General features: G+C 69.4%; 30 protein-coding genes and 1 tRNA gene. 22 read left to right on the top strand and 9 right to left on the bottom strand.

All coding sequences use genetic code 11. The features are described from left to right. Positions 1–94: 94 nt before the first annotated feature. Positions 95–538, top strand: coding sequence for a DUF7979 domain-containing protein (locus NL112_RS11750; protein ID WP_255149028.1), 444 nt, complete (start codon positions 95–97; stop codon positions 536–538). A gap of 35 nt (positions 539–573) precedes the next feature. Next, on the top strand, positions 574–1,119 hold the full coding sequence (locus NL112_RS11745; protein WP_255149027.1) for a MogA/MoaB family molybdenum cofactor biosynthesis protein: 546 nt from the start codon (positions 574–576) through the stop codon (positions 1,117–1,119). 1 nt (position 1,120) lies between these two features. On the opposite strand, the gene NL112_RS11740 is transcribed toward NL112_RS11745, so the two are convergent. After that, positions 1,121–1,438: a cupin domain-containing protein gene (locus tag NL112_RS11740; protein WP_255149026.1), complete on the bottom strand. Its 318-nt coding sequence runs from the start codon at positions 1,436–1,438 to the stop codon at positions 1,121–1,123. Positions 1,439–1,521: 83 nt separating this feature from the next. Here NL112_RS11740 and NL112_RS11735 point away from each other — a divergent pair, with 83 nt between their 5' ends. Further along, the gene (locus NL112_RS11735; RefSeq protein ID WP_255149025.1) at positions 1,522–2,118 is read left to right on the top strand and encodes a thioesterase domain-containing protein; all 597 of its coding nucleotides are present in this window, start codon (positions 1,522–1,524) and stop codon (positions 2,116–2,118) included. Here the strand turns inward: NL112_RS11735 and NL112_RS11730 are convergent. After that, the gene (locus NL112_RS11730; protein ID WP_255149024.1) at positions 2,112–4,367 is read right to left on the bottom strand and encodes an amino acid permease; all 2,256 of its coding nucleotides are present in this window, start codon (positions 4,365–4,367) and stop codon (positions 2,112–2,114) included. The two genes, NL112_RS11735 and NL112_RS11730, sit on opposite strands and share 7 nt — an antisense overlap. Next, a complete protein-coding gene (locus tag NL112_RS11725) occupies positions 4,364–4,780 on the bottom strand; it encodes a universal stress protein (RefSeq protein WP_255149023.1) in 417 nt (138 codons plus the stop codon). Before NL112_RS11725 ends, NL112_RS11730 begins: the two co-directional genes overlap by 4 nt. A 284-nt stretch (positions 4,781–5,064) precedes the next feature. Between NL112_RS11725 and pyrG the strand changes: the two genes are divergently transcribed. From pyrG to NL112_RS11710, 3 genes are all read left to right on the top strand, one after another. Beyond that, the gene (pyrG, locus tag NL112_RS11720) at positions 5,065–6,717 is read left to right on the top strand and encodes a glutamine hydrolyzing CTP synthase (RefSeq protein ID WP_255149022.1); all 1,653 of its coding nucleotides are present in this window, start codon (positions 5,065–5,067) and stop codon (positions 6,715–6,717) included. Further along, a complete protein-coding gene (gene guaA / locus NL112_RS11715; protein WP_255149021.1) occupies positions 6,717–7,634 on the top strand; it encodes a glutamine-hydrolyzing GMP synthase in 918 nt (305 codons plus the stop codon). Before pyrG ends, guaA begins: the two co-directional genes overlap by 1 nt. Before the next feature lie 189 nt (positions 7,635–7,823). Then, positions 7,824–8,162: a hypothetical protein gene (locus tag NL112_RS11710; RefSeq protein WP_255149020.1), complete on the top strand. Its 339-nt coding sequence runs from the start codon at positions 7,824–7,826 to the stop codon at positions 8,160–8,162. Here NL112_RS11710 and NL112_RS11705 read toward each other — a convergent pair whose 3' ends face one another. Beyond that, positions 8,163–9,344, bottom strand: coding sequence for a pyridoxal-phosphate-dependent aminotransferase family protein (locus NL112_RS11705; RefSeq protein ID WP_255149019.1), 1,182 nt, complete (start codon positions 9,342–9,344; stop codon positions 8,163–8,165). A 102-nt stretch (positions 9,345–9,446) separates the two neighbouring features. Between NL112_RS11705 and NL112_RS11700 the strand changes: the two genes are divergently transcribed. Next, a complete protein-coding gene (locus tag NL112_RS11700; protein WP_255149018.1) occupies positions 9,447–9,779 on the top strand; it encodes a DUF7126 family protein in 333 nt (110 codons plus the stop codon). On the opposite strand, the gene NL112_RS11695 is transcribed toward NL112_RS11700, so the two are convergent. From NL112_RS11695 to NL112_RS11675, 5 genes are all read right to left on the bottom strand, one after another. Next, on the bottom strand, positions 9,776–10,459 hold the full coding sequence (locus tag NL112_RS11695; RefSeq protein WP_255149017.1) for an MBL fold metallo-hydrolase: 684 nt from the start codon (positions 10,457–10,459) through the stop codon (positions 9,776–9,778). The two genes, NL112_RS11700 and NL112_RS11695, sit on opposite strands and share 4 nt — an antisense overlap. Positions 10,460–10,491: 32 nt before the next feature. Beyond that, positions 10,492–11,310 (bottom strand): aldo/keto reductase, encoded by an 819-nt coding sequence (locus tag NL112_RS11690; RefSeq protein ID WP_255149016.1) that lies wholly within the window; start codon positions 11,308–11,310, stop codon positions 10,492–10,494. A gap of 83 nt (positions 11,311–11,393) precedes the next feature. Further along, positions 11,394–12,947, bottom strand: a complete 1,554-nt coding sequence (locus tag NL112_RS11685; RefSeq protein ID WP_255152600.1) for a TrkH family potassium uptake protein — start codon at positions 12,945–12,947, stop codon at positions 11,394–11,396. 58 nt (positions 12,948–13,005) lie between these two features. Then, positions 13,006–13,359: a DUF7975 family protein gene (locus NL112_RS11680; protein WP_255149015.1), complete on the bottom strand. Its 354-nt coding sequence runs from the start codon at positions 13,357–13,359 to the stop codon at positions 13,006–13,008. Between the two features lie 40 nt (positions 13,360–13,399). Continuing rightward, positions 13,400–14,053, bottom strand: coding sequence for a class I SAM-dependent methyltransferase (locus NL112_RS11675; protein ID WP_255149014.1), 654 nt, complete (start codon positions 14,051–14,053; stop codon positions 13,400–13,402). A gap of 60 nt (positions 14,054–14,113) precedes the next feature. Between NL112_RS11675 and NL112_RS11670 the strand changes: the two genes are divergently transcribed. The 15 genes from NL112_RS11670 (at position 14,114) to NL112_RS11600 (ending at position 21,370) form a co-directional block, all read left to right on the top strand. Next, positions 14,114–14,761 carry an adenylate kinase gene (locus NL112_RS11670; RefSeq protein ID WP_255149013.1) on the top strand — a complete coding sequence of 216 codons (648 nt, stop codon included), beginning with the start codon at positions 14,114–14,116 and terminating at the stop codon, positions 14,759–14,761. Between the two features lie 72 nt (positions 14,762–14,833). Next, positions 14,834–15,115, top strand: a complete 282-nt coding sequence (locus NL112_RS11665; protein ID WP_255149012.1) for a hypothetical protein — start codon at positions 14,834–14,836, stop codon at positions 15,113–15,115. Positions 15,116–15,117: 2 nt separating this feature from the next. Next, positions 15,118–15,504, top strand: a complete 387-nt coding sequence (locus tag NL112_RS11660) for an FAS1-like dehydratase domain-containing protein (protein WP_255149011.1) — start codon at positions 15,118–15,120, stop codon at positions 15,502–15,504. Positions 15,505–15,539: 35 nt separating this feature from the next. After that, complete coding sequence (locus tag NL112_RS11655; RefSeq protein WP_255149010.1) at positions 15,540–16,424, top strand: DUF106 domain-containing protein; 885 nt, start codon at positions 15,540–15,542, stop codon at positions 16,422–16,424. A gap of 70 nt (positions 16,425–16,494) precedes the next feature. After that, positions 16,495–17,070, top strand: coding sequence for a (d)CMP kinase (gene cmk, locus NL112_RS11650; RefSeq protein ID WP_255149009.1), 576 nt, complete (start codon positions 16,495–16,497; stop codon positions 17,068–17,070). Beyond that, the gene (locus NL112_RS11645; RefSeq protein ID WP_255152599.1) at positions 17,067–17,939 is read left to right on the top strand and encodes an RNA-guided pseudouridylation complex pseudouridine synthase subunit Cbf5; all 873 of its coding nucleotides are present in this window, start codon (positions 17,067–17,069) and stop codon (positions 17,937–17,939) included. Before cmk ends, NL112_RS11645 begins: the two co-directional genes overlap by 4 nt. Before the next feature lie 43 nt (positions 17,940–17,982). Then, positions 17,983–18,053 (top strand) — tRNA-Pro (locus tag NL112_RS11640). 82 nt (positions 18,054–18,135) lie between these two features. Then, the gene (locus NL112_RS11635) at positions 18,136–18,261 is read left to right on the top strand and encodes a hypothetical protein (RefSeq protein ID WP_255149008.1); all 126 of its coding nucleotides are present in this window, start codon (positions 18,136–18,138) and stop codon (positions 18,259–18,261) included. Then, complete coding sequence (locus tag NL112_RS11630; protein WP_255149007.1) at positions 18,258–18,653, top strand: hypothetical protein; 396 nt, start codon at positions 18,258–18,260, stop codon at positions 18,651–18,653. Before NL112_RS11635 ends, NL112_RS11630 begins: the two co-directional genes overlap by 4 nt. Then, positions 18,650–18,970 (top strand): hypothetical protein, encoded by a 321-nt coding sequence (locus tag NL112_RS11625; RefSeq protein WP_255149006.1) that lies wholly within the window; start codon positions 18,650–18,652, stop codon positions 18,968–18,970. Before NL112_RS11630 ends, NL112_RS11625 begins: the two co-directional genes overlap by 4 nt. Before the next feature lie 407 nt (positions 18,971–19,377). Then, a complete protein-coding gene (locus NL112_RS11620) occupies positions 19,378–19,995 on the top strand; it encodes a ribbon-helix-helix domain-containing protein (protein ID WP_255149005.1) in 618 nt (205 codons plus the stop codon). Continuing rightward, positions 19,992–20,237 carry a hypothetical protein gene (locus NL112_RS11615; protein ID WP_255149004.1) on the top strand — a complete coding sequence of 82 codons (246 nt, stop codon included), beginning with the start codon at positions 19,992–19,994 and terminating at the stop codon, positions 20,235–20,237. The genes NL112_RS11620 and NL112_RS11615 overlap by 4 nt, the downstream gene beginning before the upstream one ends. Continuing rightward, positions 20,234–20,362, top strand: coding sequence for a hypothetical protein (locus NL112_RS11610; protein ID WP_255149003.1), 129 nt, complete (start codon positions 20,234–20,236; stop codon positions 20,360–20,362). Before NL112_RS11615 ends, NL112_RS11610 begins: the two co-directional genes overlap by 4 nt. Further along, positions 20,352–20,705, top strand: a complete 354-nt coding sequence (locus tag NL112_RS11605) for a hypothetical protein (RefSeq protein ID WP_255149002.1) — start codon at positions 20,352–20,354, stop codon at positions 20,703–20,705. The genes NL112_RS11610 and NL112_RS11605 overlap by 11 nt, the downstream gene beginning before the upstream one ends. After that, positions 20,702–21,370: a hypothetical protein gene (locus tag NL112_RS11600; protein ID WP_255149001.1), complete on the top strand. Its 669-nt coding sequence runs from the start codon at positions 20,702–20,704 to the stop codon at positions 21,368–21,370. The genes NL112_RS11605 and NL112_RS11600 overlap by 4 nt, the downstream gene beginning before the upstream one ends. The last annotated feature ends 89 nt before the right edge of the window (positions 21,371–21,459 follow it).

The following is a 21,459-nucleotide window of genomic DNA, read 5'->3' as shown; positions in this document are numbered from 1 at the left end:
TGAGGGGCCTGCGGGTGCGTGACCCAAAACCGTACCGGTGGGGGAAGAGTCGTGGATGCAGAAGGCCCATAGTCGCCGACTCCGAGACACGACCGTGAGCGCCGTCACCCGGTGGACCTACCTGGGGCTTGCCATGCTAGCCGTCGGGTTCCTCGCGGCCGGGAGCGGCGCCGCGACTCACCTCCACGAACAGCAGTGTCAGGGCGTCCAGTTCACCACCGTAACCCCGGTGAACGGGACGAACGCCACGGCCGGCGAGGCCGTCGCTTATCGGAGCCTCTCGGAGACCGAACGGGAGGTGTTCCGCGAGGCGCTGGCGGCCGACGGGCAGGTGCTCACCCGGCGGGGCGCGCTCACGGAAGGAGTGGTCAGCTACGACGGCCAGCGGTACCGCGTCCGCACCCGCACCGACCGTGGCTGTACCCCCTGGCACCCCACCCGGGTCGTGGGGCCGCTCGCGGGCGGCGTCGCCCTCCTCGTCGTCGGCACGCTCCTCACCCGAGGACGAGGAGGCGGCGAGCGACCGCGCGGCGACTGACGGAGTTTTTTGCCCGCGGGCGTCGACGCGCACCCATGAGCGACCATCACGACCACGACGACCACGAGCACCACGACCACCATCACCACGACGTGGAGACCGTCGGCGCGGCCGTCGTCACGGTCTCCTCCTCGCGGTCGCTGGACGACGACCCCGCGGGCGACGCCATCGGCGCGGCGTTCGAGGCGGAGGGCCACGACGTTGTCCAGCGGGAACTCGTCCCGGACGACTACGACACCGTTCAGAGCATCGTCGACCGGCTGGTGGACCGCGACGACACGGGCGTCGTCGTCACGACCGGTGGGACGGGGGTCACGCCCGACGACGTGACCGTCGAGGCGGTCCGACCGCTCTTCGACAAGCGGCTCCCGGGGTTCGGCGAGTTGTTCCGGCGACTCTCCTACGAGGAAATCGGTAGCCGCGTCGTCGGTACGCGCGCCGAGGCCGGCGTCGCCAGCGGCGTCCCGGTGTTCTGTCTCCCCGGTAGCGAGAACGCCGCTCGGCTCGGGAGCGCGGAGATAATCGTCCCGGAGGCGCCACACCTCGCAGGGCTGGCGAACCGCGACGACGACGAGGAGTGAGTCAGCCGCTCCCCGGCATCGGGGCGAGCGACGCCGTGAACACGGCGACGGCGTCGGTCTCGTTTCGCGCGCCGTGGTCGACGCCGCGGGCGTGGTGGACGACGCCTGGCGCGGCTACCGTCTCCTCGTCGCCGTCCTGCACGACGACCACCTCGCCGCTGAGGACGTGGAACACGTTCGTAGAGTCGGCGTGCTCGTGGGATGCGAGTTCCGCACCCGGGCCGAGGGCGAACGCCTTCACCAGCACGTCGTCGTCGACGACCAGTTCCTCGGTGACCACCTCGCCCGCGTCGGGGTCGAGATTCGGGTAGAGGTCCATACCGGACGTGGGGCGGCGACGGACTTAGTTCCCGACCCGGCCGGTGCCGACACGCCGAAGTACCCACTCCGCCAACCCGGACCATGAGCGAGGACGTGCTGGTGCCGGGCGGCCGCGACGTGCGCGCGTCGCTCGACAACCCCGACGCCGACGCCTGCGTCGTGGCCTGCCCGCCCCACCCGCAGATGGGCGGCCGGCGAACGGACGCGCGACTGCGTGCCGTGAGCGACGCGCTGGCGGGTGCGGCCGCTACCTTGCGGTTCGACTACGGCGACTGGGACGAGGGGTACGGCGAACTCGCCGACGCGCGCAACGCCCTCGCGTGGGCCCGCGAGGAGTACGAGACGGTGTCGGTGTTCGGCTACTCGTTCGGCGGCTGTATCGCCCTGCTGACGGCGGCCCGCGAGTCCGAGGCGGGGACGCCCCCGGCGGCCGTCGCGGCGCTGGCCCCCGCCGCTCGGCTGAACGAGGAGCTCGACGCGGCGGCGGCACTCGACGCCGTGACGTGTCCGGGGCTGGTCGTCTACGGCGAGCGCGACACCACCGCGGAGTGGGAGCCGGTCGTCGAGCGCGCTCGCGACCTGAACTGGTCGGTCGAGGAAGTTCCGGCCGACCACCACTTCGTCGGGCAGGCGGAGAAGGTGGGCGAGCGGGTGGCGGCGTTCCTGCGCGGCTACTGATTGCCGAACAGCCGGTCGAGAAGCGAGCGGTCCCGCGCCTTCTCCGCGAGCAGGACCGAACAGTCGATGTCGTCGACCACGTCGAGCGCGAGCGAGCCACGGACGAGCCGGCTCAACAGCCCCCGCTCCGTGGCGCCGATGACGACCAGCGTCGCGTCCCTGGCGGCGCGTTCGATGGCGTCTTCGACGTCGCCCGTCTCGACGCGGAACTCCGCGTCCGCGAGGTCGTGGTCCGCGGCCCAGTCCGCGAGGAACGTCTTCCCCTCGGCCTCGTCCTCGGCGACGTGCAGCAGCGTCACCTCGGAGTCGAACGCCGACCGGAGGTAGCGGGCGACGGTCGCCGAGAGGTCCGAGTCGGGACCGCCGGCGGTCGGCACGAGCACGCGCTCGGGGTCGAGGCCGCGGTCCTTCAACACGAGGAAGTCACACGGCAGGTCCTCTGTGAGGTCGTCGTAGGCGGACTCGACGCGGCCGGGCGAGCCGTGGCTGTCGGGCCCCCAGCCCATCACCACGAGGTCCGCCTCCTGGGTCTCGGCGGCGTCGAACACCTCCTCGAACGACTGGTGCGAGAAGATGGTGTGAGTCTCGACGGGGACGCCCTGCGCCTCCGCGTCGGCCTTCGCGGAGGCCAGCAGGTCCTCGGCACCCTCGTCGAACTTCTCGACGTTGTCGGCGGCGTACTGGAGGCTGGTCTGGTCGGGGACGGAGACGATGTGGACGGCATCGACGGTGCCGCCGCGCTGTTTGGCGATGGCGGTCGCCAGCCGAACGAGGTCACCCTCGTGTTCGGGGTTGGCAAGCGGCACCATCACCCGGTAGTCGCCGCCGTCGGGTTGCGCGGAGGCGGCCGCCTCGACGGCGGCGTCGGGCATCGCCTCCTGTCTGTCGAGCACGAACTCCCGGGAGCGTGTCAACAGCAGTTCCCCGAGCACGCCGCCCTCGGTGACGCGGCTTCGGGCGTAGCCGGCGTACCAGACGGCCGCGAACAGGACGAACCCGGCGCCGATGAGGATGACCGTGAAGTCGATGAACGCGATGAGCGCGATGGAGACGACCGCTCCGACTACCGGCGTCACCGGATAGAGCGGGACCGTGTACGACGGGTCGTAGTCGGCCACGTCGGCCTCCCGCATCACGACGAGCGCGACGTTGAGAAGCGCGTAGATGACGAGATGCAGGACGCTCCCCAGCGTCGCCAGCGTGTTCACGTCCGCTATCACGATGAACGCCAGGATGAGCCCACCCGTGATGGCGATGCTTCGGTACGGGGTGCCGAACCGTGGGTGAATCTCGTTCAACTCGGGCGTGACGATTCGGTCCCGGCCCATGGCGAAGTTGATGCGCGAGGAGGCGAGGATGGAGGCGTTCGCGGAGGAGGCGGTGGCGAGCAGGCCGCCGAACAGAAGCGCCGCCCCGAGCGGGCCGAATATCAGCCGCCCGACCTCGACAACCGCTATCTCGGTCGACGGGAGCGCGGCGATGAACCCGGGTTCGACGGCGGCGCTCATCACCACCAGCACCAGCGCGTAGATGACCGTCACGATGACGACGCTCCCGATGACCGCCCGCGGGAGATTCTTGCCGGGCTCCTTTATCTCCTCGGCGACGGAGGTTATCTGGACGAACCCGAGATAGGAGACGAAGATGAGCCCCGTCGTCGACAGGAGGGCGCTGGTCCCCTTCGCGGCGGGGAGGTTCGCGGGGTCCGCGCGGGTCGTCCCCCAGGCGGTGAACACCGCGAGGATGACGACGAGCACGATAACGATGACGTTCTGGAGGCGGCCGGTCTCCTTGGCGCCGACGTAGTTGACGAGTACGAACAGCGCGGCGGCCGCCAGCGCGACCACCTTTATCCACGGGAACGTGGCGACGCCGAGGTCGACGCCGCCGGAGAACCCGAAGATGTTGGCGGCGTACTTCCCGAAGCCGACCATGTAGAACGCGGAGGCGAACGCGAGCCCCATCCAGTTGGCCCAGCCGGCGATGGAGCCGAACAGCGGCCCCATCGCCCGATTGACGTAGTAGTAGGCACCGCCGGACTTCGGCATCGCGGTGCCGAGTTCCGACGCGGAGAACGCCGTCAGGATGGCGATGCCGCCCCCGAGCACGAACGAGACGACGGCGAACGAGCCGGCGTCGGTTATCGCCTGCCGCGGGAGCACGAAGATGCCGGCGCCTATCATCGTCCCGACGCCGATTGTCAGCGCGGCCAGCGGGCCGAGGTCCTTGGCGAGTTCCTCGTCGCTCATCGCTGACCCGGAAGCGCGATGACCGGCCGGTCGGCCCGGTCGATGAGGTCACGCGTCACGTCGCCCGTCAGCAGACGGGCGAACAGGCCGCCGCCCCGCGGCGCGAACACGACGGCGTCGGCGCCGACCTCCCGGGCCGCCTCGAGGATGCCGTCCGCCACGTCGGTCGCGTACACGATGTCCGTCTCGACGGTCGCACCGTCGAGCGCGTCTCGGAACGCCGCGAACCCCTCTTCGGCGGCCTCCTCGCGCTGTTCGACGCCGGCCTTGTCGGGCGCGCCGCCGGCCTTCTCGACGACGTGGACGACCGTGACGCGCTCGGGGATGCCGAGATGTGCCTTCAGCGACGCGGCAGTCGCCGTCGCGTCGTTCTCCGAGGCGATGGCGACGAGCAGGTGGTCGAACTCAGCCATCCGGCGTCCCTCCCGGCCCCGCGTGGCCGACTGTCGGTGGCGGTCGCTGACGGTCGAGTCGGTTCATACAGGGGTCGAGACGTGCACGCCGCTTAAGCGTTCACGTACCGGACGGCGGTGGCAACCCACATCACGACACGGCTCGGCGGGGCGGACGACCGACGCCGGGTCACGCTCACATGCCGCCGAGAAAACCGCACGACGCCGACCCTGTCTCGGGGTAGCACGCGGCGGAGCGTTGAGCGGTCCGCAACGGTTTTACCGCCCCCTCGCACACACTCGGTATGCCGACGGAGCCCGTCACGGAGTACGACCCTTCCCTGGGGCGGAAGTTCATCTTCGTCACCGGCGGCGTGATGTCAGGACTCGGGAAAGGCATCACCGCGGCGAGCACCGGGCGACTGCTCGCCAACGCCGGATTCGACGTCACCGCCGTCAAGATAGACCCGTATCTGAACGTCGACGCGGGGACGATGAACCCCTACCAGCACGGCGAGGTGTACGTGCTGAAAGACGGCGGCGAGGTGGACCTCGACCTGGGGAACTACGAGCGCTTCCTCGACATCGACATGACGTTCGACCACAACGTCACCACGGGGAAGACGTACCAGCACGTCATCGAGAAGGAGCGGGCCGGCGACTACCTCGGGAACACGGTCCAGATTATTCCCCACATCACCGACGACATCAAGCGCCGCATCCGGGAGGCCGCGGAGGGCCACGACGTCTGTATCGTCGAGGTCGGCGGCACCGTGGGCGACATCGAGGGGATGCCGTATCTCGAAGCCCTGCGGCAGTTCGCCCACGAGGAGGACGACGGCGACATCCTCTTTACCCACGTCACCCTGGTCCCCTACTCGAAGAACGGCGAGCAGAAGACGAAACCGACCCAGCACTCCGTGAAGGAACTCCGCTCCATCGGGCTCCAGCCCGACATTCTCGTCGGGCGCTGTGAGGACAAACTCGACCCCGAGACGAAGGAGAAAATCGCGCTGTTCTGCGACGTGCCGACCGAGGCGGTGTTCTCGAACCCGGACGTGGAGGACATCTACCACGTCCCGCTGATGGTCGAAGACGAGGGGCTCGACCGGTACGTGATGGAGCGACTCGACATCGCCGACGAGGCGCTCCCGCGCGACGAGCGGGCCAACGACTGGCGGGAACTCGTCACCCGCGAGACGACGGGTACGGTAGACATCGCGCTGGCGGGCAAGTACGACCTCGAGGACGCCTACCTCTCGGTCCACGAGGCGCTGAAACACGCCGGCCTCGAACACGGCGTCGACGTGAACGTGCTGTGGGTCGACACCGAGGAGATGACGCCCGAACACCGCGAGCGCCTCGAAGGCGCCGACGGGCTCATCGTCCCCGGCGGGTTCGGCGCCCGCGGCACCGAGGGGAAACTCGAGGCGGTGCGGTACGCCCGCGAGAACGGCGTCCCGTTCCTCGGGCTGTGTCTCGGCTTCCAGATGGCCGTCATCGAGTACGCGCGCGACGTCTGCGGGCTCGACGGAGCGAACTCGACGGAACTCGACGAGGAGACGCCCCATCCGGTCATCGACATCCTGCCCGAGCAGTACGAGGTAGAGGACATGGGCGGGACGATGCGGCTCGGCGCCCACGAGACCGCGATTCAGGAGGGGACGCTCGCGGCCGAGCTGTACGGCGGCGACTCCTGTACCGAGCGGCACCGCCACCGCTACGAGGTCAACCCCGAGTACATCGAGCGACTGGAGGAGGCGGGGATGGTGTTCTCCGGCACCGCGGCCAACCGGATGGAGATACTGGAACTGCCCGACCACCCGTACTTCATCGGGACGCAGTTCCACCCCGAGTTCCGGTCGCGACCCGGGCGGGCGTCGCCGCCGTTCGTCGGGTTGCTCGACGCCATCCTCGACGACGAGCCCACCGACCGGGCCGAGGAGGTGAGCGCCTGATGGTCGACGCGGAGTCGTTCATCGAGGAGGCGAAAGCCGAAATTCGCGAGCAGGTGGGCGACGAGGAGGCCATCATCGCCCTCTCCGGGGGCGTCGACTCCTCGGTCGCCGCGGCGCTGACCCACGAGGCCATCGGGGAGCATCTGACGGCGGTGTACGTCGACACTGGCCTGATGCGTAAAGGTGAGACCGACCAAATCGAGGAGACGTTCGCGTTCATGGACGGCCTGCGCGTCGTTCACGCCGAGGAGCGGTTCCTCGGCGCGCTCGAGGGCGTCACCGACCCCGAGGAGAAGCGCCACGTCATCGGCGAGCAGTTCATCCGGGAGTTCGAGCGCGAGGCCACGGAGGCGGGCGCCGACTACCTCGTGCAGGGGACCATCTACCCCGACCGCATCGAGTCGGAGGGGAACATCAAGTCCCACCACAACGTCGGCGGCCTGCCCGACGTGGTCGACTTCGAGGGCATCGTCGAACCGGTGCGTGACCTCTACAAGGACGAGGTGCGCGAAGTCGCGCGGGAACTCGGTCTCGAAGACATCATCTCCGAGCGGATGCCGTTCCCCGGGCCCGGCCTCGCGGTGCGAGTCATCGGCGAGGTGACCGAGGAGAAGGTGGAGGTGGCGCGTCACGCCTGTCACGTCGTCGAGGAGGAGTTAGAGGAGTACGAGCCGTGGCAGGCGTTCGGCGCCGTCATCGGGAAGGCCACGGGCGTCAAGGGCGACAACCGCGTCCACGGCTGGGTGGTCTCGGTCCGGTCGGTCGAGAGCCGCGACGGGATGACCGCCCGCGCCCAGGAGATAGACTGGGAGACGCTCCAGCGCATCCAGTCGCGCATCACGGGGGAGAACGACAACGTGGCGCGGGTGGTGTACGACGTGACCCACAAGCCGCCCGCGACCATCGAGTACGAGTAACGCGTGGCCGAGCGGTGCGTGGTCGAGCGGTGCGTGGCCGAGCGAAGCGAGGCCACGGGAGCGAGCGGCGAGGGGAGCGAGCCGCGAGCCGTCAGCCGCGAACGGAGTGAGCCCTCGAATCGAGCGCGGGCCCGGGCGTCTGACGCCTGACCGACGCGTCTTTTTGTAGGTGGACCGCTTCGAACCGCTGTGAGCAGCGTGGACCGCGCGACCATGACTGAGAGCCACGTCCCCATCGACCTCATCGTGCCCGACGGCGGCGACGAGCGGCCGCCCATCGCTCCCGACACGCGCATCGACGTGGTCGTCAACGGTCGGATGTTCCCGACCGTCGAACTGGAGGACGGCCGCTACGTCGCGTGGTGGCACGACACCGACGCCCCGGACCCGCACGACGACGCCACCGAGGAGTGGGTCGCCGCGCCGACCCGCTTTCTGGCGGCGGCCACCTTGCGCGAACTGTGGGAGAACCCCGTCGCCTTCGAGTCGCTCCGTGACGGGGGCACGACCGCCGCGACGCCGGAGTAGCTACTCGAGTGTGGCGTTCGTCGCCGCGACGCCCGCACCCGTATCAACGTCGACGCCCTGCGCTTCGAGCGACCGGCCGAGCGCGCCCACGGTCTCCAGCACGTTCGAGGGGCGCGCGGAGTGGCCCATACAGCCGACGCGGACGATGGCACCCGAGAGGTCGCCGAGCCCGCCGGCGATTTCGATGTCGTGCGCTTCGAGCATCCGGTCGCAGAGCGCGTCGCCGTCGGCGCTGTCGGGAATCGAGACGGCGTTGAGACTCGGCAGGCGGTCCGCGGGCGCGGGCCGCAGGTCCAGCCCCATCGCCTCGACGCCCGCCACGAGCGCCGCCGACATCCGGCTGTGGCGGTCCCATCTCGCTTCGATGCCCTCCTCGGCGACCAGCCGGAGGGCCTCGCGGGCGGCGTACAGCGTCGAGGTCATCCCCGTGTGGTGATAGGAGGGGTCGTCGCCCCAGTAACTCCAGAGGCCCTCAAGGTCCAGATACCAGGAGTCCGAGGGCGCGTCCCGCGCCCGAATCTTCTCGACGGCCCGCTCGGAGAAAGTGATGGGGCTGGCGCCCGGCGGTGCCGAGAGGCATTTCTGCGAGCCGGAGTAGACGACGTCGACGTCCCAGTCGTCGGTGCGGAACTCGACGCCGCCCAGCGAGGCGACGGTGTCGACGACGACGCAGGCGTCGTGTTCGTGAGCCGCCGTAGTGATTCGGTCGACCTCCCCCTGCCGGACGCCCGTGGATGTCTCGCCGTGGACGAGGCCGACGACGCTGGGCTGGTAGTCGTCGAGCGCGGCCTCGACGTCGGCGGCCGCGAGCGGTTCGCCCCACGGCGCCGACACCGGGACCACCTCGCCGCCCGCGCGCTCGGCCATCTGTCCCATCCGGGCGCCGAAGTAGCCGTTGTCGGGGACCAGCACCGTCTCGCCCGGTTCGACGAGGTTGCCGAACGCACACTCCATCGCCGCCGACCCGGTGCCGGAGACGGCCAGCGTGTGCTCGTTGTCCGTCTGGAACAGGTAGCGGAGGCCTCGCTGTACGTCGTCCATCACCTCGACGAACGAGGGGTCGAGGTAGCCGACCAGCGGCGTCGCCATCGCCCGCAGTACGCGGGGGTGTACGTCGCTGGGACCCGGACCCATCAGCGTCCGGTCCGGCGGCGTCAGTTCGTCGATGTCGGGCGCGTCCATACGGGGAGGAGGACGTGCGGGGTCAAAAAAGGACCACCGCCCACGGGAACTGCTGACACGGGTGAGACAACCCTTAAGCCCGCGGGTCGGCAGAGTCGAGATATGACGCGAGCAGTCATCGCCGGGGCCGACACCGAGGGACTGGGCGAGGCCCTGACCGACGAGGGGGTCGACGTTGCGCGGGCGGAGGGGACGGCCGACCGGCCGGCGCTCGAGGAGGCCGGCATCGTCGACGCCGACGTGCTCGTGGTGACGGACGTGGGGCTGGCCACCTCGATTCCCGTCGCCAAGGACCTGAACCCCGGCGTGCGCGTCGTCGTGTACGCCCACGACTCCCTGCCGGAGTTCGCCAAGGGGCAGGCCGGCCACATCCTCGACCCCGAGCTACTGGAGCCGTCGTTCGTCGCCGAGGAAGTCGCCGACGCGGCGGCTTAGTCGGTCGCCTCGATTGCCTCGCCCAGTTCTGCGAGCCGCACGGCCCCGTCCGTCACGAACGGCGTGCCGTGGCCCATCCCCAGCACCTCCACGGCCGGTTCCGCGTCCGCCAGGTAATGGATGGACTCGCGGACCCGCTCGGTGTCGTAGCTGAGGTGCCACGGCGACGGCTCCAGTCGACCGCCCGACTCCCGGACGAGGTCGCCCACGAACGCGACGCTCAACTCCTCGCTGACGTACGCCGTGTGTCCGGGCGTGTGGCCGGGCGTGTGGTAGGCCGTGAACGAGCCGATTTCGTCGCCGTCGCTGACGCTCTCGACGCTGACGCCCGGCCGCGTGACGAGCAGGCCCGCGAGCCGCTGGAACGCCCCCTTGTGGTACGCCAGCGGCGGCTTCTCGTCGCCGACGTAAAAGCCCACGTCGCCGGCACCCATGTAGACGGTGGCGTCGGTGCCGAGTTTCCCGAGCGCGCCGACGTGGTCGAGGTCGTAGTGCGTCAAGAGGACGCGCTCGATGTCCCCGAGAATGAAGCCGGCGTCCTCGACGGCGCGCCGGATGGTGCCGGCGTCGCGGGGCGTGCCCGCGTCGACGAGCGTGAGCACGCCGTCGTCGTCCGCGAGGTAGGCGTTGACCATCCCGCAGTCGATGCGCCACACCCCCTCCCGTAGTTCGGTGACCATACGCCCGTTTCAGCGCGGATACACTTATACGGTCACACCGGGAGCGAGCCGCGGACCATCCCCCACAGCGCCTTCCCCTTGTTCGGTCGGCGGACCCGACGCATCTCGGCCGGCGTGAGTTCGAAGTCGAACACGTCCAGGTTCGCTTCCAGATGCTCGCGGGAGGTGGCCTTCGGGACGGTAGCGACGTTCGGGTGCTGGAGCACCCACCTGAGTGCGACCTGTGCGGCCGTCTTGTCGTAGCGGCGGCCGACCTCCGCGAGGACGGGGTCGTCGACCAGTCCCCCGTGCGCGAGCGGGCTGTACGCAGTCAGCATGACGTCGTGGATGTCACAGTAGTCGAGCAGTTCTGTCTGGAGCCAGTACGGCGAGAACTGCACCTGGTTCGTCAGCACGGGCGCGTCCGACAGTTCGCGGGCGCGGTGGAGCCGGTCGACGTCGAAGTTCGAGACGCCGACGTGGTCGACTTTGCCGGCGGCGACGAGGTCGTTCATCGCGTCGAGCGTCTCCGCGAGCGGCACCGTCGGGTGGGGCTGGTGGATGAGAAGCAGGTCGACGTGGTCGGTGCCGAGCCGCGCCAGCGACGCCTCGACCGAACGGCGGACGTCGTCGTAGCGGCGGTTGCCCCAGTCGAGTTTCGTCGTCAGGAACACCTCCTCGCGGGCCACCTCGCTGTCCCCGAGCGCGTCGCCCACCTGCCGTTCGTTGCCGTACGCCTGCGCGGTGTCGACGTGGCGGTAGCCCGCCTGCAGTGCCGCCGAAACGGTGGCGTAACACTGCTCGCCGGTGAGCCGCCACGTCCCGAGGCCGAGCGCGGGCACGTCGACGCCCTGCACGGTAACCGAGTCCATGGACGGCGTTCGGCCGCCGCCGGAAAGTAGGTACGGGAGCCGGCCATCCGCGTTCGGTCACGCGAACCGCGTCGCCCTCGCGTTCAGGTGCGCCAGTAGGTGGGCGTGAACACGACGAGCACCGAGAGAATCTCCAGGCGACCTATCCACATCAGAAACACCATGTAGAGCTTCGCGACGTCCGAAAACGGCCGGAAGTTGTTCATCGGGCCGGTGAGCCCGAAGCCCGGGCCGACGTTGCCGAGCGTGGCGATGGTGGCGCTCGTGGCCTCCAGCGCCGAAAACTCGAGGCCGACCCGGAGCGCGTCGAGATACAGCAGGACCGTCGAGACGACGAACAGGAACCCGAACAGCAGGACGAAGGCGAGCACGTCACGGACCGTCTCCTCGTCGATGACGGCGTCGGACATCCGTATCGGCTCGACGGCCTCGGGGTGGACGGTGGTGAACAGCTCCCGGCCGACCGCACGGGTCACGACGTACCAGCGGATTATCTTCACGGACCCGGCCGCCGAACCCGCGGAGCCGCCGAGAAACATCGCGAACAGCAGGACCAGTTTCCCCACCTCGCTCCAGGCGTTGAAGTCCATGCTCGCGTAGCCCGTCGTCGTGACGATGGCGAGCGTCTGGAACAGCGCGTGCCGGAGCGCGTCTTCGGCCGCGCCCTGGATGGGCGCGACGTTCGCCGGCGTCGTCGCCAGCCCGACGCCCGTGTACAGCAGGGCGGCCAACAGCACCCCGACGACGCCCATCGCGAGCAGGTAGCTCCGGAACTCGCTGTTCTCGACCAGCCGCCGGGGCTGGCCGACGCGGACGTACCAGAACAAAGCGAAGTTCGTCCCCGCGACGAGCATGAACAGCATGACGGCCCACTGGACGGCCGGCGAAAACGCCTCGACGCTACGCGCTTCCGGCGAGAAGCCGCCGGTGGGAAGCGAGGTGAGCGCGTGCGCGACGGCGTTGTAGAGGTCCATGTTCGGCGCGACGCCGAGGAGGTGGAGCCCGTAGTAGACGAGCACCGCGAGCAGGGTGAACCCGAGGTAGATTGACCAGAGCACGCGGGCGGTCTCCTGGATGCGCGGGCGAAGCTTGTCGATTGAGACGCCCGGCGCCTCCTCGTTGATGAGCTGTGCGCCACCGACCGCCAGCTCCGAGAGGATGGCGACCATGAGAACGAGGATGCCCATCCCGCCGAGCCACTGGGTGAACTGCCGCCACATCAGTATCGAGCGGGAGTGGCGCTCGAAGGAGATTTCCTGGAGGACGGTCGCGCCAGTCGTCGTGAACCCGGACATCGACTCGAACAGCGCGTTCACCGGGTGCGCGACGGTGCCGTTTCCGGCGACGAGATACGGGACGGTCCCGAGCACGGGGACGAGAAGCCACGTCAGACTCACCAGAAGCAGTGCCTCGCGGTGGCCGAGTTCCCGGTCGTCGCGGAGCCGTTCGAGCCCCACCCCGACGACGGCGAAGACGGCGCTGGCCGCCAGGAACGGCACCACCGATTCGCCGTAGCGGACCGCTACGGCGAGCGGGAACAGCGGCGCGAGCGCCAGGTGTTTCAGCACCGTCCCGGTGAAGCTCAGACTCGACGGGACGTCGACTGGCGCGTCCCGGCCGGCGTACGCGAAGTCCATGCGGTCGTTCGACGTGTCGACCACCAGACGGCGACGGCAAAAGTGTTCCCTCCTGCGACTACGCCACCGTCAGCGCGTACCCCTCACCGTGGCCGTACACCTGCCGGAAGCAGTCCTCGAGGAAGTCAGCCAGATGTTTGGGGTCGGCGATGGCGGCGACGAACACGGTTCCGTCGGGCGCCGTCCGCGTCTCCGGCTGTTTGAGCTTGAACACGGGGTAGTCGTCGAGCAGGGCGTCGAGCCGCTCGCGCTGGGCGTCGGAGACCCCGAGTTCGAGCAGGCGGTCGTCGTAGCGGACGCGCTCGTCGCACGCGTGGAACGCGACGGGGTCGCCGGCCTCCCGCCGGTGGGCCATCACCGCGCGGACGATGGCCGTCCGGCGGGCGTCGGGGTCGGTCGCCGGGTCGGACATGGTGGAGACTCAGAGGCGGGTGGGCAAAACACCTCGCGTCTCACGCGGTGGCCGACAGCCGGAACCAGTCGGCCTCGACGTCGAGGCGGTCGACCGCGAAGCCAGCGTCGCGCACGCGGTCGGCGAACGTCTCCGGGTCGTGGAACACGAAGTAGCGGCCCTCGTCGGTGCCGTAGCCGTGGGTGAGTTCGTCACCGTCGCCGGGCTTCAGCGACGCGAACAGCGCGCCGCCGGGGCGGGTGACGCGGTGGAGTTCCGACAGCGCCGCGTCGACATCTTCGCGGGGGACGTGGAGGAGGGAGGCGGCGGCCCAGACGCCGTCGACGCTGTCGGTGGCGAGCGGGAGCGCCCGGAGGTCCCCTTGCGCAAATCGGGCGCCGGGGGCCTCCTCGCGGCCGAGGTGCAACTGCGCGGCCGCGACGTCAAGGCCGACGACGCGGGCGCCCGCGTCCCGGAGGTGGGCGGCGTCCCGTCCCGGGCCACAGCCGGCATCGAGCACGCGCGGCGAGTCGGGGAGCCGCTCGCAGAGCCGCTCGACCTCCGGGACGAGCGCGTCGATGTCGCCGGTGCGTTCGTGGTACCGTTCGGCGACGGTCTCGTAGGTGCGGCGCGTGCGCCGGGCGGGGTCGTCGACGGCGGACGTCTCGCGGCTGTGAGCGTCGTCCCGGTCCGTCGAGTCCTCGGGGTTCGGCATACGTCCGCAAGTCGGGCCCGTTTCTTCAAAGCTTTAGGTCGGGGCGGTGAAGCCGCCGGTATGAGCCAACCGCACGTGCTGCTGCTCGGCGCCCCGGGCGCAGGCAAGGGGACACAGAGCAAGCGAATCGTCGAGGAGTACGGCGTCGACCACATCACGACCGGCGACGCGCTCCGCGCGAACAAGGGGATGGACATCTCCGACCTCGGTCTGGAGTACGACACGCCGGGTGCGTACATGGACGCCGGCGAACTCGTGCCCGACGAGGTGGTCAACGAAATCGTCGTCACCGCGCTCGGAGAGGCCGACGGGTTCGTCCTCGACGGCTACCCCCGGAACCTCGAGCAGGCGGAGTTTCTCGACGAGCGGACCGACCTCGATGCTGTGCTCGTGTTCGACGTGAGCGAGGCGGAACTGGTCGACCGGCTGACCGGTCGCCGGGTCTGCCCGGAGTGTGGCGCCAACTACCACGTCGAGTTCGACCAGCCGGAGACCGAGGGCGTCTGCGACGAGTGTGGCGCCGACCTGATTCAGCGCGAGGACGACACCGAGGAGACAGTGCGCGAACGGCTCCGGGTGTTCCGCGAGAACACCGAGCCGGTCATCGAGTACTACCGCGGGAGCGACGCGTTCGCGGAGGTCGACGGCGAGGGCACTCCCGACGAGGTGTGGGACGAGGTGGAGGCGGCCATCGACGAGCGGGTCTGAGACGCCGGGCCGGGAGACGGGGCCCGGGCCCACCGCGACAGGTTCTTGTACCCCCACCGGCGAGTGCCGGGTATGCACGACGAGGAGTTCGGCGAGTTCGACGACAGCGGTGGGGAGTTCGGCGGAAACGCCGGCGAGTTCGACGACGAGGTGCCCGGCGACGAGGTGTTGCAGGTCGTGGAGCGTAGCGACGGCCTCACGACCCGGAGCGTGGCGGCGGCCGTCGGCCTCCCCGAGGACGAGGCCGAGGACCGACTGGAGGCGCTCCGGGCCAGCGGCGAGGTCGAGCGCGACACCGACGACGAGTGGTTCGTGCCCGAGCAGGCGGGCGCGGACGACCCCTACGTGTTCTGAGGATGCGTCCCGAGGAGGGCGAGACGGTCACCGCGACCCGGACGTTCGAGAAAGCGGACGTCGAGCAGTTCGCCGAGACGACGGGCGACCGCGGCGACCACCATCTGGAGGCCGACGAGCAGGGGCGACTGCTGGTCCACGGGCTGTTGACGGCGAGTCTCGCCACGGAGATCGGCGGCCGGTACAACGTGCTCGCGCGGACGATGACCTACGAGTTCCGTCGGCCGGTGTACACGGGCGAGACGGTGCGGTGCGAGACGACGTTCACCTCGGTCGAGGAACGCGACGGCGACCTGGAGGTGGCCGCCGACCTGACGTACGTCCGCGAGGACGACGACGAGACGGTGCTGACGGGGTCGTGGGACGGGCTCATCCGGGGCGGCGAGTAAAAGGCTTCAAGAGCGCAGGGTTGCTAAACGGGGTAATGGCACGCACAGCCGCGAAAGTGGAGGACCTCGTCCGCGAGGACCCCGAACTCCGGGACGTCCTCGAGCGGCTTCTCGAGCGGGACACCCCCGTCGAGTGGGGCGAGGCCTCCGACGAACTCTCCAGCGGCCAGTGGGGACGGCTCATCGAGAAGGGCATCCTCGTGGACGCCGACGACGGCGAGGGGTTCGAACTGGCCGACCCCGAGGGGGTCCGCGAGGCGCTGTCGGACGACGACGACGCGGACCTCCCCGAGGTGGAGGGCGACTCCTCGTGGTCGACGTACGACAAACTGGCCGCGCTGGCGGCGGTCGGGCTGTTCGCCGGCTACTCCATCGGACAGATACGCAACGCCATCGGCTCGGCCATCGACGTCCTGCTGGGGCCGCTCGACGCCGCGCTCCCGTTCTACGTCGTCATCATGGTGCTTGCGGTGTTCACGGGGCTCTACTCGACGCTACTGCAGGCGAACCTGATGGACATGGACAAGATGTCCGAGTACCAACAGCGGATGCAGGACATCCAGGAGCGCCGCAAGGAGGCGAAGGAGCGGGGCGACGACGAGGCGCTCGACCGCATCCAGGAGGAGCAGATGGAAGCGATGGGCGACAACCTCGGGATGTTCAAAGAGCAGTTCCGGCCGATGGTGTGGATCATGCTGCTCACCATCCCGGTGTTCCTGTGGATGTACTGGAAGATACTGTCGCCCCAGACCATCGTCCCCAACACGATGACGATGCCGCTCATCGGCACGCTCGAGGAGGGCTGGCAGACGGGCGTGCTCGGCCCGCTCCAGGCGTGGATTCTCTGGTACTTCGTCTGCTCGATGAGCTTCACCCAGCTCATCCGGAAGTCGCTGAACATCCAGACGACGCCCACCTGAGGGCGCGTCAGGGGTCCACACGGACCCCGCGAAGAGAAATTCCTTTTAGCCCGACCCCCCGAGAAGGAACATGCTGATTACCATCTCGGGCCCCGCGGGGAGCGGGAAGTCCACGGCCGCGAAGGCGCTCGCCGACCGGCTGGGGTACGACCACGTCTCCGGGGGCGACATCTTTCGCGACCTCGCGGACGAACGCGGGATGACGCCGCTGGAACTCAACAAACAGGCCGAGACCGAGGAGGGCATCGACCGCGACCTCGACCGCCGTCTGCGGGAAATCGCCGCCGAACGTGACGACCTCGTGCTGGAGTCGCGGCTCGCGGGCTGGATGGCCGGCGAGCACGCCGACTTCCGCGTCTGGCTCGACGCCCCGCTTTCGGTCCGCGCCGAGCGCATCGCGGAACGCGAGGGGAAATCCTCCGAGGTGGCCCGCGAGGAGACGAAGGAGCGCTCCGAGAGCGAGGCCCGGCGGTACAGCGACTACTACGGCATCGACATCCACGACCTCTCCATCTACGATTTGGTGTTGAACACCTCGCGGCTCGACCCCGACGGCGTCGTCGCGGCCATCGCCACCGTCGTCGAGGCGTACAACCCCGCGGGCGACGAGGGGAAGACGCCCGTCACCGTCGACTACGAGTTCTGACCATGCGCGGCGACCCCACCGAGCGCACGCCCGAACAACTGCTCGCCTTCGGGGTCGTCAACCTCGACAAGCCGCCCGGCCCCTCCGCCCACCAGGTCGCCGGCTGGGTCCGCGACGTGACCGGCCAGGAGCGGGCGGCCCACGCGGGGACCCTGGACCCGAAGGTCACCGGCTGTCTGCCCACCCTGCTCGGGGACGCGACGCGGGCGGCGCAGGTGTTCGACGACGCCGTCAAGGAGTACGTCGCCGTCCTCGAACTCCACCGGCCCGCACCCTCGGACCTCGAATCCGTCGTCGGGGCGTTCGAGGGCGACATCTACCAGAAACCCCCCCGGAAGAGCGCCGTCTCGCGGCGCCTGCGCACCCGCCGGATCCACAACCTCGACGTGCTGGAAACCGAGCGGCGGCGCGCGCTCCTCCGGGTCCGGTGTGCGTCGGGCACCTACGTCCGGAAACTGTGTCACGACCTGGGGCTGGCGCTCGGCACCGGCGCGCACATGGGCGACCTCCGGCGGACCGCCACGGGGACGTTCGACGACCGGACGCTCCACTCGCTCCACGCGTTGCAGGACGCCGTCGCGGAGTGGCGCGAGACGGGCGACGAGACCTGGCTCCGCGAGGTGGTCGCACCCGCCGAGCGCGCGCTGGAGGGGATTCCCCGGGTGACGGTCGCACCGTCGGCCGCCGAGCAGATTGCGGAGGGCGCACCGGTCTACGCGCCGGGCGTCCTCGACTGCGAGACCGCGAAGCGCGGCACGTTCGTCGCCTGCTACACGCCCGACGGCGCGGCCGTCTGTCTCGGCACGCTCGTCGGCGACTCCGACGCCGACTCGGGGGAAGTGGTCGACCTGGAGCGAGTGCTGGTCTGAAGCGAAGCGCTTAACCCCGGAACCCTCCTCGCTTCGCATGCAAGGGACCGTGGGGTAGTGGTATCCTCTGCGGATGGGGTCCGTAGGACCCGAGTTCAATTCTCGGCGGTCCCACTCTCGAAATAAACACACAGAGCAGTAACAACGCTCTGCTGTTCTCTCCACCCGTAACCGCAAACCCCCGGGGGTGGTCTCAATGAAGGAAGCGTTCGGGTCCATCCACCCGGACTGCGACCACCCCGTCACCGAGACCGACAGCCGCGGCCGACGCTACTGCGGGAAGTGCGGCGCGGACCTCCAAGCCGAGAGGTGGTCTCCGTGACCGACCGCCTCCGCTTCCTCGACGCGCTCCACGCGGACAGCGGGAGCGCCGAACGGGCGCGAGACAGCGAGGTCGCTGTCGCTCCCGTCGAGCCGACGGGGCCGTTCATCGTCGCCTTCGAGGACTCCGACAGCGTCCACGAGGTGACGCTCCGGCGCGACGGCGAGGCGTGGCACGGCGACTGCTGGGCGCTTCACGAGGACGGCGACCGCCACGGCCGCTGTAAGGGCCTCACCTACTCCGACGGCCCGTGCGCCCATCTGTTCGCCGTCCGGTCGGCGGTGGCCGACGACGACCGGCCCGGCGTCCACGTCCGCGACGCCGCCCAGGAGCGCGCCGACAGCGTCGTCGAGCGTGTCCGCGCCGACGGTGGCCGGAGGTGGTCGCGGTGACGGACAGCCCCGTCAACAGCCTCGCCGGACTGGCGAAGCACACCGTCTCCGAGGTCGTCGTCGCCTACCTCGTCGCGTTCATCGCCTCCGGTGGCGACCCGCTGACGCTGGGGCGCGTCCTGCTCGCCGTGAAGCTCAACCTGTTCGCTGTCCCGCTCTCGTGGACGCCCGTGCTCCGGCTCCCGCCGTGGGCCTGGTACGTCGTCGCCGTGCTCTGGATACGCCAATGGCTGTATCTCAGCCAGTACACGACGGCCGACATCGTTCGAGAGGTCGAGGCCGGCGTCGCCGGCATCACCGCGAGGTGGTCGGCGTGACGCGCTGTGCCGTCAACGGATGCGACCGTCGTGCTGTCGGCGAACTGTACGCGCCACCGACCGGTGAGTCGTCGCCACGGTGCCGCGACTGCATCGCCACCGACCTCGACGGCGAGCGCTTCGTCTCGGGTGGTCGTCGATGAGCGACCTGCTCGTTGCCGGTGTCGCCGTCGGGACGATGCTCGCCGTCGTCGGGAGCTTCGCCGCGTTCCTCGCCTGCGAGGTGGTCGACCGATGACCCCGCGCCGCGAGGCTCGTTTTGAGCGGAGTCAAATCATGTCCCGGGGGCGCACGCACGAAGCCGCCTCCGCACCGGCACAGGGGGGGTGCGACTACGGGTTGTCCATCGCCGCGCCGTGTGCGTATTCACCGCGTAGTCGGTCGCGTAGTCGCTCGGGGTGGTCGGCATGAGCAAGGACATCGCACAGAACCCGACCCGCATCTCGTTCAACCCGAAGGGCGTCGACGTGGCCGCCCTCGACGAGGTGGCCGACCAGCGAGATGTGAGCCGTGCGGAACTTATCCGCGAGCAACTCCGCGAGGTGGTCGCCCAGCACGCCGAGGCCGACGGCGGGAGCGCCGACCTCCACCGCCCGGCCCACGAGGAACTGGCGGAGGCGTACGACCGCCTGTTGGCGCTGTCGGACCACCCGACCGGCACGCGGCGGGTGAGCGTCGACGAGGCGAAGGACAAGCTCCACCACAGCGAATGCCCGAAGGAGGCGGTGAAGTCCCGTCTGCTCAAACCGCTGGCCGACCAGGGGTTCATCTCCGTGCGGACCGGGAAGATTCGCGTCCACCGCCGGACCGAGAGCGCAGTCGAGCGGGCCGAGGCGGAGGCCGACGCCGCGTTCGACCGGCTCACGGCCGCCGCGGAACTGCCCTCCCAGCACGACCTCACCGAGGAGCAGAAGCGACTCCGGAAGTTCCAGCGCGCCGACCTCGACGTGCCGTTCGGTCTGACTGCGTGGGTCGCCACGGAGACCCTGTGGCGCGACGAGACGGCTCCGGAGGTGGAGGCATGACGGAGCGCCTCGTCGCGGAGTGGAGTGAGCGCCCGTTTACCAGCGTCAAGCGTCGCCGCGCCACCGTCGAGCACCGAGTCCTCGTCGAGCATCACGGCGGTGTCGGCGTCGACGTGCGCCACGAGGTGCGGTGTCCCGACGTGGACGGGCTCCCCGACGAGTGGACGCCCGCCGAGGTGTTCGAGGCCCGACAGCACGGTCTCGACAAAGTGACCGCGGCCGCCGCGGGGTGGTGGGCATGAACTTCCTCACGTTCACGGCGTTCGCCCTGGGTGCGTGCTCGCTCGCGGCCGGTGCGGGCGCGCTCGCCGGCTGGGTCTCGCTCCGCATCTGCCCGCCCGACGGAGGTGACGACGATGCCGAGTGAGGACCATGCGAACGGTTCAGATTCCGTTGATTCTTCGCGTGATAGTGAGCAATCCACGCTGCTCGCGTCACCCGAGTTGCAGGTTGTAGAGGCCGAGCGGGACGGGTTTTCGGCCATCTGCCCAGACTGCGGCAAGGCAATCGGAAAGAGTCGTGGCGGTCACGAACTTCCCGACGGGCGGCGCGTCCACGGCTTGGCCTGCTCGGACTGCAACAACGTCATCCCTGGAACCTGCCACGCAGAGGACGCACCCCACTGGACGGACCGAATCCGCGGCATCCCAGTCGAGATGCGGGACGGCTCGACTCGGCTCGCTGCCGGTATTCGGGGTGAGAAGGCGTGACTGACAACTCCGCACCCAGTACCGACCACGAGAGCGGTGAGAGTGACCGCCGCCAGGGGTTACGTATCGGTCATTTCTTTGCGGATACGGGAGTCGAGAGCGAACCACTCTCGGCATACGGTGAGGTGCATCGGTTCGGACTCGACCCGAGTGACACACGGTTCACGGCCGCGACGTATGCCGTGGACCTGTCCACGGAGACGCCGGACGTGGACACGTTCGACTTGGCGTTGTTTCATCCGCCGTGTCCGCGGTGGTCAACGGCCACCCGCGACCGGGACGCGGACAGCCACCCGAACCTTATCCCACGAGCACGGGAACTCGGCCGCTTTCTTGCCGACGACTGGATAATTGAGAACGTGCCGAACGCCCCGCTGAACAGCCCCGTCAGGTTGAACGGGCGGATGTTCGGCCTCCCGATTGATTACGAGCGGGCCTTTGAAACGACGTTTCACGTCGAGCAACCGCCCGCCTATCAGAACCTCATCGCAGACGGCGGCCCGTTCGCCGCGCACCAGGAGACGGGCGGTTGGCAGGGGAGCGCGGCCCTCTGGCGGTCCGTCAAGCAGGTGTCCGGCGACTACCGCGCGGAGGACCTGAAGCGGTCCGGGATGCCCTCGCCATACATCCACTACCTAATGAGGTGGTTCCTCCGTGCCCAGTGACGAATACAGCGACAGTACCGAACGCTGTCGGTTCTGCGGCCGCGACCTCACCACCGTCGCGGAGAAGCGGCTCGAACAGATGGGGGAGT

This window comes from Halorarius halobius, from assembly GCF_024298865.1.
GTDB classification, from domain to species: domain Archaea; phylum Halobacteriota; class Halobacteria; order Halobacteriales; family Haloarculaceae; genus Halorarius; species Halorarius halobius.
The sequence above is the reverse complement of the archived record's forward strand: the minus strand, read 5'-3'. Positions and strand labels throughout refer to the sequence as shown.

Bases quoted from the DNA above. Each gene is read 5' to 3' on its own strand.
- NL112_RS11740 (WP_255149026.1), bottom strand. From the start codon at position 1,438: ATGGACCTCTACCCGAATCTCGACCCCGACGCGGGCGAGGTGGTCACC.
- NL112_RS11695 (WP_255149017.1), bottom strand. From the start codon at position 10,459: ATGGTCACCGAACTACGGGAGGGGGTGTGGCGCATCGACTGCGGGATG.
- NL112_RS11685 (WP_255152600.1), bottom strand. From the start codon at position 12,947: ATGGACTTCGCGTACGCCGGCCGGGACGCGCCAGTCGACGTCCCGTCG.
- NL112_RS11680 (WP_255149015.1), bottom strand. From the start codon at position 13,359: ATGTCCGACCCGGCGACCGACCCCGACGCCCGCCGGACGGCCATCGTC.
- guaA (WP_255149021.1), top strand. From the start codon at position 6,717: ATGGTCGACGCGGAGTCGTTCATCGAGGAGGCGAAAGCCGAAATTCGC.
- NL112_RS11670 (WP_255149013.1), top strand. From the start codon at position 14,114: ATGAGCCAACCGCACGTGCTGCTGCTCGGCGCCCCGGGCGCAGGCAAG.
- NL112_RS11605 (WP_255149002.1), top strand. From the start codon at position 20,352: ATGCCGAGTGAGGACCATGCGAACGGTTCAGATTCCGTTGATTCTTCG.
- NL112_RS11745 (WP_255149027.1), top strand. From the start codon at position 574: ATGAGCGACCATCACGACCACGACGACCACGAGCACCACGACCACCAT.
- NL112_RS11705 (WP_255149019.1), bottom strand. From the start codon at position 9,344: ATGGACGCGCCCGACATCGACGAACTGACGCCGCCGGACCGGACGCTG.
- NL112_RS11635 (WP_255149008.1), top strand. From the start codon at position 18,136: ATGAAGGAAGCGTTCGGGTCCATCCACCCGGACTGCGACCACCCCGTC.
- NL112_RS11735 (WP_255149025.1), top strand. From the start codon at position 1,522: ATGAGCGAGGACGTGCTGGTGCCGGGCGGCCGCGACGTGCGCGCGTCG.
- NL112_RS11655 (WP_255149010.1), top strand. From the start codon at position 15,540: ATGGCACGCACAGCCGCGAAAGTGGAGGACCTCGTCCGCGAGGACCCC.
- pyrG (WP_255149022.1), top strand. From the start codon at position 5,065: ATGCCGACGGAGCCCGTCACGGAGTACGACCCTTCCCTGGGGCGGAAG.
- NL112_RS11675 (WP_255149014.1), bottom strand. From the start codon at position 14,053: ATGCCGAACCCCGAGGACTCGACGGACCGGGACGACGCTCACAGCCGC.
- NL112_RS11690 (WP_255149016.1), bottom strand. From the start codon at position 11,310: ATGGACTCGGTTACCGTGCAGGGCGTCGACGTGCCCGCGCTCGGCCTC.
- NL112_RS11615 (WP_255149004.1), top strand. From the start codon at position 19,992: ATGACGGAGCGCCTCGTCGCGGAGTGGAGTGAGCGCCCGTTTACCAGC.
- cmk (WP_255149009.1), top strand. From the start codon at position 16,495: ATGCTGATTACCATCTCGGGCCCCGCGGGGAGCGGGAAGTCCACGGCC.
- NL112_RS11610 (WP_255149003.1), top strand. From the start codon at position 20,234: ATGAACTTCCTCACGTTCACGGCGTTCGCCCTGGGTGCGTGCTCGCTC.
- NL112_RS11660 (WP_255149011.1), top strand. From the start codon at position 15,118: ATGCGTCCCGAGGAGGGCGAGACGGTCACCGCGACCCGGACGTTCGAG.
- NL112_RS11700 (WP_255149018.1), top strand. From the start codon at position 9,447: ATGACGCGAGCAGTCATCGCCGGGGCCGACACCGAGGGACTGGGCGAG.
- NL112_RS11730 (WP_255149024.1), bottom strand. From the start codon at position 4,367: ATGAGCGACGAGGAACTCGCCAAGGACCTCGGCCCGCTGGCCGCGCTG.
- NL112_RS11665 (WP_255149012.1), top strand. From the start codon at position 14,834: ATGCACGACGAGGAGTTCGGCGAGTTCGACGACAGCGGTGGGGAGTTC.
- NL112_RS11620 (WP_255149005.1), top strand. From the start codon at position 19,378: ATGAGCAAGGACATCGCACAGAACCCGACCCGCATCTCGTTCAACCCG.
- NL112_RS11725 (WP_255149023.1), bottom strand. From the start codon at position 4,780: ATGGCTGAGTTCGACCACCTGCTCGTCGCCATCGCCTCGGAGAACGAC.